This is a genomic window from Streptococcus milleri, assembly GCF_900636525.1.
GTDB classification, from domain to species: domain Bacteria; phylum Bacillota; class Bacilli; order Lactobacillales; family Streptococcaceae; genus Streptococcus; species Streptococcus hominis.
Window position 1 is genome coordinate 1,104,441 of record NZ_LR134288.1, and the last position, 14,330, is coordinate 1,118,770.

Below are 14,330 nucleotides of genomic sequence, written 5' to 3' on the forward strand. Positions count from 1 at the left end.
GTTCTCAAAAGAGCGCTTCAAGTTTTTTATATGTGCTTATTTCACGCTATCCATTTTTTCTCGGCAAGCCCTTTCAATGAGATCGAGTTTTTCAACACTTTCCTTTTCGTCTTTACCAATTGAATAGATGTATAGTTTGATTTTAGGTTCAGTCCCTGACGGTCTGAGTGCATACCATGAACCATCTTTAAAGTAATATTTCAAGCAGTTTTGTTTTGGAAAATCAAGATAGCCATCTTTAAAGTCAATCACTTTTTCAAGTTCCATTGCTCCAACTGTTGTCAACGGATGTTCTCTAAATTCTTCCATCATGCGACCAATTCGCTCTTGACCTTCTACACCTTCTAGCTCAAGCGAAACCTGTCTTTCATTATAAAATCCAAATTCTGTATAGATATCATTTAAAACATCTAACAAAGTCTTACCTTGTTTTTTAAAGTAAGCAGCCATTTCCACAATCATCATAGAAGCACTGACAGCATCTTTGTCTCTGACAAAAGTTCCATAACAGAAGCCAATACTTTCTTCATAACCGAACACATAAGTTTTTTCTTTGGTGCGTTCATATTCATTGGCTTTTCCACAGATATTTTTAAATCCAGTTAAAGTCTCAACTGTTTCAATGCCATATTTCTTTGCTATTGCTCTAGATAAATCACCTGTAACGATAGATTTCACCATGACAGGGTTTTCCGGCAAATTGTTGAGGGCATAACGTTGAGAGAAGATGTAATAAGCAAGCAAAGCACCGATCTTATTTCCGTTTAAAAAGATATAATCGCCATTCGCATCTCTTACTTCGAGAGCAACACGGTCACAATCTGGGTCATTGGCAATCAAAATGTCACAATTATTTTCTTTTCCAAGCTTTTCAGAGTAAGCAAATGCTTTTGGAAATTCTGGATTTGGATAACCAACTGTTGTAAAATCTGGATCAGGAAATTCTTGTTCTTTTACGACGAAAATATTTTCAAATCCTCTTCTCCTCAGAATTTCTCTGACAGGAATATTTCCTGTACCATTCAAAGGCGTATAGCCAACTTTGATAGATTTATCAACATCTTCGTTGATCGTTAAATTGAGAACTTCTTGGTAGTAATCTTCTTCAACAGATGGATCAATATAATTTGCAAGACCGCTTTCCAAGGCTTCTTCAAAAGGAATGGACTTGATGTCTTCAAAATTCACAATTTCATCCATATGACCTGCAATTTGTCCTGCAATGTCATCTAAAATCTGTGAACCTTCTTCCCAATACGCTTTATAGCCATTGTATTCTTGTGGATTATGACTAGCCGTTACCATGACTCCTGCTTTACAGTGCAATTTTCTAATTGCATACGAGCACATTGGTGTAGGATGAATGCCATTGTAAATATAGGTTTTAATTCCATGAGCAGCCATGATAGAGCAAGTCAATTCAGCAAATTCTTTTGATTTATATCTGACATCATAACTGATTGCAACGCCTCTTTTAATCGCTTCTTCACCATGGTCTTTCAAGGTTTCAGCTAATGCTTGGGCTGCTTTTCCTACCATGTATTTATTCATGCGGTTGGTACCAGCACCCAATTTCCCACGAAGACCAGCTGTCCCAAACTCAAGACCCTTGTAGAATCGATCTTCGATCTCAGCTTCATCATCCTGAATAGACAGCAAATCAGCTTTTGTTTCTTCATCGAAAAAATCATTGTTTAGCCATTGTTCATAAACTTCTTTGTAGTTCATATAACGACTCCTTTTAATATATTATTTCTCAATAATTCCATTCTATACTACCTTTTCGTTTTTATCAATCCTTTTTCCGATTTTTCTTTAAAACGCTTGCAGTTTTTTATTTAAAACAGTTACTTATATGTAAACTTCATAGATTTTATCTCTCAGTGGATGATTGTTGATTAGGTAGATTTTAATCAATAAATTGAATATCATTCTCATCTAATACAAGAATATCCTGATAAGCAACATCTAGCTTAGATAATAGATCAACAGACTTAACGTAATGCGCATGTAAAAACAAGACTGCAGAATAAACTTTCTCAAACTCATAGTCTGGTGCCAGCTAAAGCTTGATGTCATGGTAGCAATATTACAGGAGACATATTGGAAACTACTTAGCTTGTGCTAATTTGTCTTGATAATTTTCTTCAATAGCTTTTGCAATAAAATCTTTTTTTATTTTTGTAATAAATCTAATATCGGTAAACAAATGAAAAACTGTTGATATATACCCTCCAATATCTAATTTTTTAATTGCATCTTTCGCCAACTTTTCATTCTCTGTATATACAGCAAACAATTCAATACTACCAATTACGATTGCATTTACCGAAGACGCTATGCTTTCAGAAATCATAATAACCTTTCTTGTTCTCACTTCATGTAAAGTTACATTTTTCTTTAGTGATTGAAGTAACTGATCTTTAGTTATCGTTTCGTTATTCTTTTTATTTTCTTCGCAAATAATCGTAATTCTATGAGCAACAGAAATTATGTAATTAATCATCTCTGCTAATACTGTCTGAACTCCGACTGACCCCAAAAAATTCAATTTCGCATAGTCTATTCCTGATTCACATAATTCCTTGATAATACCCGAATCTACCAACAACTGCAAAAATGGTAAGCTTAATCCTTCTTTCGAATACTCGTCAGATTTAATATGGTAGGCTTGCTTAATAAATGCTAGACCTATTGTTGCCTTTGATTCTTTATATCTTTTTACCGTATATTCAAACATCTTTATCAGATTTGCCTCAGCTATAGCAGCTGGCTTATCCGATGTATCCTTTCCTACATGTAATGTACGAAATGCATTGTCTTTTCCAAGTGACATAGTGTTTGTTAAAATATTACAAGTTCCAAATAAATAACCCAACCAAGGATCATGTCCTAATGTCTTGGCTCTATGATTCGTTCCGCTCAGCTTCACATTAAATTTTTTTGTACCACTCACCACATCGTATGGAACATGATTTATATCTGCTATTTCTTGAACTGAGGCATGATAATATCTTGAGCCCTTTGTTTTGTCGCTCTCCGCCTTATTCTTCATAGTACTTGCTTTGTCTTTATCATATACAGATTTCTTAGCCTCATTAGCTGTGGTATTGTGTGACGGTCTATCCTTCTTATTTTTGAACGCATCAAAATTAACAGAGGGTTGTAAGAATTGACGAATCATTTGTAATACTACTGCAATAAGAATAAAAAGAGCATCAGTTTTATTCAAACCTGTTTGACTTTTGAACTCACTTTCAATATCATCGTATTCTTTCTCAAGTTGAGCCAGCTCCTCCTCAGATAACAAATCTTCCATTCTTAAAATCGTATCATACCCTTGGCTGTTAACATACTCTACTAAAGAGGCATAATTCGATATCTCAGGAAGTATATTAATTGATTCGACAACCGCTTCGCTACCAGTCATCTTCTTATGAGTATCCATAAACTGTTCTGCAAAATCACTAGAATGATCAGCCATAAATTTCATGACCATTATCATCTCTTTTTCTCTATACGAAATCATATTTATGTCTCCTCATTCAAGGCCTTATTGATTACAGATGCTGGACAATTTATAGCATTCAAGAGTTTAACTAAACAATTTATCTGCCTTTCTAACTCTTGTTTTTCAGCATACATTTTATTATATGCATCAAACAAAAAATCTACTTTTTCTTTCATTGTAATACTTATGTTCGAGATACTTCTCGAAGCTGCTAAATTTTTGCAATCTTCCTTCCTCCTCTTATTTTGATTTATCGCTCTGTTCTGCAAACTCCACATACTCGTCTTGAATACTTCTTGGAGCAAGCGGAATATATGTTTTTTCTAAATAGTCATTCAATCTGATATTATGAATGCCTGTTGTTTTGCCTTCATGGATCTTTGTACCTCCCATCCAATAATTTACAAACATAAGCTTAAATACATAGAATGGATTCAAATCAAATATTCCATTTAGGTGTAATTTTGCAGTAAAGTTATTATTCAGATAAGTGTTGTCATCACTCTCAAAATAAACCACTCTACCAACAGGTTTATCGCTTGATCCACCAGATTTTTCAATAAGAATGTCCCCTTTTGATAAAGACTTTTTCTCAACTTTATCAAGAGGAATAATCCTCGTTGCTACATCCGTGAAATCAATAATTCCCTCATCCGTAAAATTAGTTGTCCTTAAGACAGGAACACCAGTATTATCAGGATCATCTTTTCCCCATTCTCCTCCTTGCGGCTTATCAAATACAGAAGCAAGTGGTACAACCTTGTATACTGATTGGTCAGTTAACATATCACCGAACATCTCGATAAATTGCGATTTACCCGTAAAATTTTGATTTATCGCTCTGCTCAGCGAGTTCAACAAATTGGTTTTGAAGTTCAATGTTCGCTAACGGAATTGGTAATTTATGAACTTGGTCTTTGTTAATTGCTTTGAAGGTTGACCCCACACCCATATTTGCTATGGTATCTTCAATAACCCTCATTGCATAGATAATAAACATAGTTGTGGTTTTTTCTTCTATGGGTCTGATTGCCGCCAAACCTCGTCCAATACAGCATTCCTCAGTTGCTATATTTGTACTACCAACAGGGGCTCTTACAGACATCAGTACATCATTCGCTATTGCAATTCTTGAAGGGGCGGTAGTCCATGTAGTAGCTTCACGAATATATAAATCCCCAAACTCCGTTTTGCCCTGATAAAATGCCATTCCATCACCAGTATCATTATACGTTTTCCCATCAGGTGACTGCCCCATGATGATGGTAGCCATATCACTTAGTATGCCTTTTTTGACATCTGTGAACATCTCGATAAATTGCGATTAGTTTACCCTATAAATTTCCTATGTGACTGCTTCACGTTATTTTGGTTAACCATTGCATACTGCAATGTCGTATCAATACTCTGATGCCCTAAAAGCTGTTGCACTTGTTCTATTGGCATTCCTTTATCAATAGCAGTAGTTGCCAATGTTCTACGGAATTTATGTGGATGCACCTTATGCAAGTTCAGTTTTTCTCCTAGATTTCGAAGTCTGATCTCAACACCACTAATAAGCAAACGATTGTAAGGTTTCTGTAGTGATACGAATAACGCTTCATTAGAATCCTCTCTGCTATTCAAATACTTTTGTAGATGTAACTTGGTTCTTGCATCGAAGTATACTCTTCTCTGCTTATTACCTTTTCCTAGAACAACACATTCCCTATTTTCAAAGTCAATATCATCACAGTTAAGCTTCACAAGCTCTCCAACTCTCATTCCAGTAGATGCAAGAAGATCAATCATAGCTAGATCTCGCAATCCATCACATTCGTCTCTCATTATTTCTAAAGCTTCGTCTGTATAAGTCTCCTTTACAGTTTTACAGGTCTTAACCTTATGAATCCTTCTAACCGGGCTCTTGACGATATAATCCTCATCTTCAAGCCAAGCAAAGAAACTGGACAGAATTCTTCGTATATTATCAACTGTAACTTTACTGATATTGTTTTCTTCCTGATATCCATCTAGAAACATTCTCAAATCATCAGTTGTTATTTTCACTACATCTTTATCTATCTTTTCCACAGCATTTCTAATAGTTGATTCATAATAATGTACTGTTTTGTTAGAGCATCCTTCCACTCTTTTTGCTGCAAGAAATAGCTGTATCAAATCAACAGTCTTACTTTCAGATTTTTCTTCAGAAGAAGAAAGACAGTCACATAAAACCTCATGCAACTGTCTCATCTGCTCTTCTCCCAAATACGCTTGCATTTTTTGTTTTATCTTGTTTATTAGTTCATTTGTCATATCGGTAATCTCCTCGTTACCGACATCACTACCCCACTAATATTAAATGCGGATATTAATAGTACTGTTCAATATAGCTGTACGCTTTGTCAAACACGTCCTTATCCTTTATTTTGTATTTAATCCAAACAACACTTCTTAGGGCCTTCTTAACTTCATTCTTTCCAGTTGTTGTTTTCTGCCATCCATCGAATCTAACGATTTTTACGATATCATCGATGTCTGAAACTATTCTTTCTACAATGACAGGTGTCTTATCGTTACGAAGTCCGTTAAATAATTCTGTAAGAGCAGCTTTTCCTCTGTCGATTTCTTCTTCAGGGACAACTTCTTTTTCTGCACGTACTGCTTCTTTAGCAAGCTCTAACAGCAATTTTAGGAACTCAATGCTAGTAACCAATCCTTGCTCATGCTTTTCTCTAAGCTCTTCCAATTTTTCACCAAGCTTCTGGAACTTAGGATTTCGGCTATGCTTTTGAATTTTTGCAACAAGATCGATTTCAACCTTCATTGTAGTTTTCTTGATATCCTTTTGCTTCTCGATAAACTCATCGATTAACGCAGCATCCAATGTAAGAATATCAACATCATCATGAACCTCTCCGACTTCAATATGCTGATAAACAAGTTCAAGTGTTTTCGCTCCAAGGGCCGCCCATACAAGCTGTCCTCTGTTATCAGTCGGTTTCACTGATTCGTATACCTTACTAAGCCATACATAATCGTATTTAAATGGTTCAAGGAACGGATCAGGTGATAGTGCGTTCCATGCACGATTTAAAACTCTATAATCTGCTGCAAACTCATCTTTGATTTTGTTATTTGGCAGGCATTCCTGTGCGGCCAACAATCCTTCCCAGCCTTCTACAGTTCTGTCTACTCCCATAAAATAGCTGAGACATTTTCTCATAATTGCAGGAACTTGCTTCTTAACTTCTTCAATGTTTGTAACAACCTTTTTCATGCCTGCTTCATCGAAGTTCAATGCTTTGGCGACATTATCAAAGATACCTATATAATCAACGATCAAACCGTTAGTTTTACCTTCATCATAAGTACGATTTACTCTGCAGATTGCCTGAAGTAAGTTATGGTCCTTCATAGGCTTATCTAAATACATGACCTGTAAAATTGGAGCATCAAATCCAGTCAAAAGCTTGTTAGTTACAATTACAAACTTTAATGGATTGCTTGGTCCTCTAAACTGATCAAGTACCTTCGCTTCTTCATCACGGCTTCTCTTATATTGTTTGTAACGGCCAGCTTTATCATCACCTGTAGTCATGACAATTGTGGATGCTTCTGGAGGAACCAACTTATTCAATTCTTCCTTATACATCAAACAGCATTCACGATCATAAACAACAATCTGAGCTTTATATCCGTTTGGCTCAATCTTTGTCTTATAATGGTTAACAATATGTTCTACAACCTTTTTGATACGCTTACGGTCATACATGATGGCTTTCATCGTAACATTTTTAGAAAGTTCGCCTTTATCCTCGTCAGATAAACCATCCGTCATTTCATCAAATGCCTGATCAAGCTTTTCTTTATCAACATGTAAATCAATCGGAACTGGTTCAAAGTTAAGTGGTAGTGTGGCATTATCTCTGATGGAATCTGAGAATGAATACTTACTCATGTAACCACTCTTATCTTCAATAGCACCGAATGTTTTAAATGTATTCTTATCGAGTCTATTAATTGGAGTACCAGTTAAACCAAAGAAGAATGCATTAGGTAAAGCTAGACGCATCTTTTCACCGTAGTCACCTTCTTGTGTTCTATGTGCCTCATCGACCATAAGAATGATGTTATCTCTCATGTTAAGAGCTTTTTCAACATCACCAAATCGATAAATTGTAGTAATCGCAATCTTACGCATATCCTGTTCAAAGAAGTTCATCAAATCTTCTTTCGTTGATAAAGACTGTAGGTTTGGAATATCTGCTGCGTTAAAATCGCCCGTAATCTGCGTTTCCAAATCAATACGGTCATCAACAATAACAACTGTAGGATTTTGAAGTTCGGGCATCATTCTAAGTTTCTGAGCAGCAAACACCATAAGTAATGACTTACCAGAGCCCTGAAAATGCCAAATCAATCCCTGCTTTGGATATCCTACTTTGACACGATCAATAATTAAATTTGCTGCTTCATACTGCTGATATCTACAAATAACTTTAATCTTACGATGTTTCTTATCCGTAGAAAATACTGTGAAGAATTGCATGATATCCATCACTTTCTCAGGAGTAATCATATCTGCAACACTAATTTTTACATCAGCAAGACTACCTTCTACTTTATGATCCGGAGTATGCCAAGGTCCCCACTTAGTAAGCGGCATATTTATCGAACCATATCTATAGCATTTTCCTTCTGACGCAAAGTTGAACACATTAGGTACAAACATTTCTGGCACCGATTTTTCATAGTCAGAAATATCCTGAGCACCATCAAGCCATGAAATTGCATTTCTTACTGGTGTTTTAAGTTCACCGATCGCAACGGGCAATCCATTGATAAGAAGCACTATATCAAAGCGTTTGCCATTCTCAATAGTAGGATATACCCACTGGTTAGTAACAACGTACTCGTTTTTATCAAGTTCCGCTTTTGTAAGAGTTCCAAAAAGCTTTATTGGTGTCGGTTTTCCATCCTTACCAAAAGAATATGAATTTTCTTCAAAAACCTTTTTCTTAAAACCTTCATTTTGAGCAACCAAATTATCTGCCGGAAAAGGCTGCAACATAGCACGAAGTTTATAAATAACTTCATCAGCTCTGGATGGTTCCTCTTCAATTTCAGGATTTAATCTTATTAAAGCATTCTTTACCATGGACTCTACCATCACATCAGAAGGTTCTCTATCAAGCTGTTCTGCCGGGATATATTTCCAACCATTCTTCTTGAGAGTCTCTATAAAAAGTTGCTCAACAGTATTATCTTCATTAAACTGTGACATAGTTTACTCCTTCCCAGCTGGAATTAAATTCTCAGCTATAATTTTCTTACTTAAGGCATCCAGATCCTTAATTGCTTCTTGTAGTGCAAATTTTGATTTATCGCTCTGTTCTGCAAATGCAGAAAATCTTATCTGAGCATCCATATTAGGCACTGGAACAATAATGTGTTCTAAATCTTTCGCGTAAACATGCGGTTGTCCAGACCCTCTTTGCATTAAAAATATTTCTTCCTGCATCGTCCTAAGTCTATGATACAAAAATACTTCATCTAGCTTATTTGTATCTTTTGTAAGAACAGTATTGCAATCCGATGCAAAAATAGGCATATTCCAATAATTCACATACCCAGCATTAGCCCCCGAAGCACTTACTGTAATTATTCCTGCCATTCTATTTGATTCGTTATGATAACAACTCGGTTCAATCCCAGCTGCAACAACAGGTACATCTCCTTCCACCACATTATCACGTGTAATTATTTTACCTTTTTCAATGAATGCGCATTCGCCTAATTCAGCGGTATTTTTTTCATTGCCAAACCACTCGATAAATTGCGACTTAACGAGCTCATCAGTGGCTAAAATAAGCTTTTTATACTTATCCTTCATGTCGTAAATAGCCCATAAGACCTCCGCCAATTTACGCTGTTCTTCCAAAGATGGTAACTCAAATTTCAGTTCTTTTAGATCTCTCCAATTTATGGTTGGAGATAAAGATCCAACAGAAATCTTAATCGCTGCATCTAAGAAATAATCTGATTTTATAAACATTGGGAAGAAATCTTTGTCGATTACATCTTCCTTTGGTCTTAGCACCATACCATGTGCAGAGAATATTCCATCAAACGGAGCTATTGCAACTTTCTTCTGATATGCTCTTCTTTTTCCAAAAAGCACATCTCCCTTTTTCATGATTAGCTTGTCACCCTTAGGTGCAACATCAGCTCCGTACCTTGTGATGTAAATACTGTCTGAATCCAAATGTTCTAAACCTAGATATGTGTGCTTATCCTCATCAACAGGCTTCTTCTTTTCAGTACTATTAAATGCGATTCCATCGAACTTAAAAGTTCCCATTATGCACACCTCCTCACATCGAAAATGCGCATATTTTCAGTGCTTCTATGCCCGATAAATTGCGATTCCACTAATTCATCAGTCTTGTTTATTAAATCTTCATACGCATTCTTAGTTTCATTGATTGACCATAATGTTTCAGCTAATTTGCTTTGTTCTGGCATTGATGGAAGCTCTATAGCAAATTCTTTTAAATGTGTCCATTTTACACGAGGTGATAAAGACCCAGCTGATTTTCCTACAGCAAAATCAAAAAGGAAATCATTCTGAATGATAAATGGCAAAAGATCAGGATCAACCTTGTCCTCTATTGCTCTTATAACAGTAATATCTCCTGAGCAAATTCCATCAAATGGTGCTACTGCTGCCTTCTTCAAATAAGCACGTCTTCTACCAAATAAAACATCGCCCTTTGAAAACTCCTTCGTAAACGAATTCTCTGTGTCGTCACTCCAGGATGATAACGTAACATTTGATGGAGTAAGATGCTCTAGTCCAACTATTCTTATTCCGGTTTTATCACCTTTATTTGATGATTTAGCCTCAATTGCAATATCTCCAAGCTTAACTGTCGCCATTACCATCACCTCCGATCATTTTATTTATTGATTCAAAATGTCTTGATGCCATTTCAGCTGCTTCTTTCCAGTCTGAATAACATTCTTGGACAGTTCTATCATCTTCTTGTTCCTCGCTACTTGTCTGAATATACAAAGGAATACTAAGAGAGTAATCATTCTTTGCTATATCCTTTATAGTAACCACTTTAGCGATATCACCATCCGACTCATATTTGTCGTATGCTTTAGCAATCTTTTCAATATGCTTATCTTCAAGGTAACTCTGAGCATTCTTTCGTGTAACTTCATTTAGTGCATTAATAAATAATACTTGTCCTTCACGATTTACAGCTTTTCTAGTCCTGCAAATGATAATACATGCCTCCATTGGAGAGTTGTAGAAAAGATTAGGCCCTAAACCAATTACACATTCTACAAGATCAGACTTAACCAGCTTCTCTCTCATGTCTTTTTCTTCATTTCTGAATAAAACACCGTGAGGAAACAGTATCGCACATCGTCCCGTCTTTTCATCAAGGCTCTTTAATATATGCTGGAAAAATGCATAATCAGCACGCCCCTGCGGTGGTGTTCCTAAAAAGTTACGTCCGTACTTATCTGACTCAAAAGCTGTTCTATCCCACTGGCTTATAGAGTAAGGAGGATTTGCTAAAATCAAATCAAACTGTTGTAATTTTGCATGATCAGTAAACGCCGGTGTTTTTAATGTATCCGCATTTACAATATTGAAGTCCTGTACACCATGAAGAAGAAGATTCATTCTTGCAATCGCTGATGTAAGAGTTACAATTTCTTGTCCGTAGATAGAAAGATTTCTCCATTCAAGTCCTTGTTGTTTCAAATACGCAACCGCAGAAATTAACATACCTGCGCTTCCACATGTAGGATCATAAATTGACTCACTCGGCTTTGGTTTAAGCATTTCTGTCATTAAATTAACTACAGTTCTGTTTGTATAAAATTCCTGTGCTGTATGACCGCTATCATCTGCAAACTGTTTGATAAGATATTCATATCCCTGACCTAATTCGTCAGCAGGACAATTTGCTATAGATAATGTTTTAGTGCTGAAATGTTCCAACATGTCTTTCAAAAGTCTGTCTGGCAAGCGGTTCTTATTAGTCCAGGATGAGTCACCAAAAATACCATGAAGCTTCTCAGGATTTGCCGCTTCAATCTTATGGAAAGCTTCAATAATTGCCTTACCAACATCCTGCGATACATTTCTTACATCATTCCAATGTGCTCCGTCTGGAATTTGGAACTGATGGTTTTCTTCCCAATCAAGTGCCTCTTCTCCAAACTCAGCTCTTACCTTCTCACATTCCTCGTCATAAACATCACTAAGACGTTTGAAAAATAAAAGAGGGAAAATGTATTGTTTGTACGCTCCAGCATCAACATGTGTACGAAGAAGTACTGCTGAACCCCAGAGGTATTTTTCTAATTCATCAATTGTAATCTTACTGCTCATCGACATAACCTCCTTCAATCAACAATGCTTTCATCTTTACTTCTGCTTTCTTAACATTTTCCAATGCTTCGAAATATTGTGCTCTCACTATTTCAGGAGCAACAACCTCTTGTTTTTTCTTTTCAATATAAGTATTTACTGCAAGCGTATTTCCTGCTGCATCTAAATCAGCAATAGATACAATCTTACATTTTTCAATGACATCTTTATACTCCTGATAAAGCTTGAATACTTCATTGATATCATTCTCTTCCATTAAGTTTTGTGCGCGTTTTGGAGTATAGATATTTGTCGCATCAATCAGGCAAACCTTACCTTTATGTTCTGGTCTCTTATGATTATTCAAGAACAGAATACAAGCAGATACGCCAGTTCCATAGAACACACCACCTGCAAGAGCCACTACTGCTTCTATCAAATCACTCTTGATAAGCTGTTCACGGATATCTCCTTCTTTGCCGTTGTGGAATAAAACTCCCTGTGGAAGAACAACTGCAACTTTACCGTCCATCGGTTTCATGGATTTAATCATGTGCTGAAGCCATGCAAAATCTGCATTAGAATCTGAAGGACAGCCCCACATATTACGGCCATACTTATCTGATTCAAAGCTATCAGCTCCCCACTTCTCCTGACCAAATGGCGGATTTGCAAGAACACAATTAAATTTCTGAAGCTGTCCATGTTCAATAAACTTTGGTGTTCTCAAAGTATCACCCTGTGCAACCTTAAAGTCGCTAGCACCATGTAAGAACAAGTTCATTCTTGCAATTGCTGATGTAGACAGATTATTCTCCTGACCATAGATTCTTCCGTAAGTCATTTGCTTATCGCCAATGTGACGAATTGCCTCAATCAGCATACCGCCAGTACCACAAGCCGGATCGTATACAGTGTCTCCTGGCTTAGGATCCATCAGCATAACCATCAATTTTACAATCGTTCTTGGTGTGTAATATTCACCAGCATTTTTCTTAGATAGGTCAGCAAACTTCTTGATGAGGTATTCATATGCATCACCCATTACATCTGCGCTATAGTTTTTATTTCCGACCTTCAGACTAGACATGTGTTCGATCAAATCTTTTAATCTTTCATCTGTAAGCTTTGTTTTGTCGGTCCAAGTAACATCATCAAAACTTGAGAACACTCCGCTAAGAGTTCCTGGATTAGCTCGTTCAATACCATTCATAGCTTTGACGATAATCTTACCCACATCCTGACTTGCATTTCTTAAATCTTTCCAGTGACAGCCTTCTGGAATTACAAAGCTGTGATTTTCATCAAATGCAGCAAATTCCTCGTCGCCACCTGAAAGTTCTAATGCTTCCTGAGTTTCTTCATCATAAACATCGCTTATTCTTTTAAAGAACAAGATCGGTGTTACATAGTCCTTAAACTCATCTTGGTTAATTGGACCTCTCAAAATATTACAAGCTTCATACAGATGAGCAAATAGCTTCTGACTTGTTGTCTCTTCGTTTTCAGGGATAGAATCTTTCAATTCTTGATCCGCTGTCTCTGTCGCTGATTGAATCATAGATTCTCGACCTCCAGTCTTAACTTTTTTATCTTCAGAACGTTTTATTCTAACGCTCATATCATCGTGCATTTTCTCCATCACCGGAGGATATTTGTTTTCAAATAGTATCAATAGCTGCATAAGCTTCTGATCTAAGAATGTCAATGCATGCTTTCTTATATCTGTCGGAATGCCATAATATGCTTCTGCAACTCCACCACAGATGGCTGCAACCGTATCACTGTCTCCACCAATAGATATTGCATTTCTAATTGCATCTTCAAATCCAGTAGACTCGAAGAAGGCCTGTAAAGCTAGTGGTACTGTTTCCTGACAGGTTTCATTAAACTGATATGTATCGCGAATTTCATCCAAAGTGAAGTTCATTGGATAATAATTCTTATCAATGTAATCTCTTATTTCAAAGATATTGCTTCCCGTCTTGGCCATAAAAATCGCAACAGCGGTCGCTTCAGCACCTTTAATTCCTTCTGGATGATTATGACTAACTTCTGTCACTAATCTTGACAGTTTCTTAGCTTCCTCAATACTATTAGCAGCAAAACCAGCTGCACTTACTCGCATTGCAGCTCCATTTCCATAGCTGTTATATGGCTTAGGATCATCAGAAAAAATCCATCCATAAAAGCTTCCACCATATCCGCAGTCGGGATAATTTCTACCAATGTTCTGCATACATTCAACCGCATTTTTCGATAAATCACTATGGTCTTTTTTACTTACCAATATCGCCTGCGCAATTGCTAGACTCATGATACTGTCATCGGTAAGAAAACACTTATAAGTTAAAAACTCAAAATCTTTACTTCTGTGATTATTCCATTCAAAACGAGACCCGACGATATCTCCGATAATCGCTCCTAACATCTAACGAC

The 14,330-nt window shown here is 36.5% G+C and carries 11 protein-coding genes and 1 pseudogene; all 12 read right to left on the minus strand.

The genetic code is table 11. From position 1 onward, the window contains the following. Positions 1–36: 36 nt before the first annotated feature. Positions 37–1,728: a phospho-sugar mutase gene (locus EL087_RS05430; protein ID WP_126407303.1), complete on the minus strand. Its 1,692-nt coding sequence runs from the start codon at positions 1,726–1,728 to the stop codon at positions 37–39. Positions 1,729–2,110: 382 nt separating this feature from the next. Continuing rightward, positions 2,111–3,529, minus strand: a complete 1,419-nt coding sequence (locus tag EL087_RS09375) for a hypothetical protein (protein WP_232008235.1) — start codon at positions 3,527–3,529, stop codon at positions 2,111–2,113. Positions 3,530–3,531: 2 nt separating this feature from the next. Continuing rightward, entirely contained in the window at positions 3,532–3,687 is a 156-nt protein-coding gene (locus EL087_RS09245) for a hypothetical protein (RefSeq protein ID WP_003029192.1), read from the minus strand. A gap of 64 nt (positions 3,688–3,751) precedes the next feature. Next, entirely contained in the window at positions 3,752–4,297 is a 546-nt protein-coding gene (locus EL087_RS05445; RefSeq protein ID WP_051415233.1) for a restriction endonuclease subunit S, read from the minus strand. A 28-nt stretch (positions 4,298–4,325) separates the two neighbouring features. After that, entirely contained in the window at positions 4,326–4,820 is a 495-nt protein-coding gene (locus EL087_RS05450; RefSeq protein ID WP_052463800.1) for a restriction endonuclease subunit S, read from the minus strand. Between the two features lie 20 nt (positions 4,821–4,840). Continuing rightward, a complete protein-coding gene (xerA, locus tag EL087_RS05455) occupies positions 4,841–5,809 on the minus strand; it encodes a site-specific tyrosine recombinase/integron integrase (RefSeq protein WP_022525010.1) in 969 nt (322 codons plus the stop codon). A 55-nt stretch (positions 5,810–5,864) separates the two neighbouring features. After that, positions 5,865–8,780 carry a type I restriction endonuclease subunit R gene (locus EL087_RS05460; RefSeq protein ID WP_126407307.1) on the minus strand — a complete coding sequence of 972 codons (2,916 nt, stop codon included), beginning with the start codon at positions 8,778–8,780 and terminating at the stop codon, positions 5,865–5,867. 3 nt (positions 8,781–8,783) lie between these two features. Further along, positions 8,784–9,857 (minus strand): restriction endonuclease subunit S, encoded by a 1,074-nt coding sequence (locus EL087_RS05465; RefSeq protein WP_126407309.1) that lies wholly within the window; start codon positions 9,855–9,857, stop codon positions 8,784–8,786. Then, positions 9,857–10,435: a restriction endonuclease subunit S gene (locus tag EL087_RS05470; RefSeq protein ID WP_126407311.1), complete on the minus strand. Its 579-nt coding sequence runs from the start codon at positions 10,433–10,435 to the stop codon at positions 9,857–9,859. Before EL087_RS05470 ends, EL087_RS05465 begins: the two co-directional genes overlap by 1 nt. Further along, positions 10,422–11,912, minus strand: coding sequence for a type I restriction-modification system subunit M (locus tag EL087_RS05475; RefSeq protein WP_126407313.1), 1,491 nt, complete (start codon positions 11,910–11,912; stop codon positions 10,422–10,424). Before EL087_RS05475 ends, EL087_RS05470 begins: the two co-directional genes overlap by 14 nt. Beyond that, positions 11,902–13,533: a type I restriction-modification system subunit M gene (locus tag EL087_RS09380; protein ID WP_306302049.1), complete on the minus strand. Its 1,632-nt coding sequence runs from the start codon at positions 13,531–13,533 to the stop codon at positions 11,902–11,904. Before EL087_RS09380 ends, EL087_RS05475 begins: the two co-directional genes overlap by 11 nt. A 9-nt stretch (positions 13,534–13,542) precedes the next feature. Then, positions 13,543–14,322: pseudogene (locus tag EL087_RS09385) on the minus strand (ADP-ribosylglycohydrolase family protein); the annotation flags it as partial. Positions 14,323–14,330: the final 8 nt, after the last annotated feature.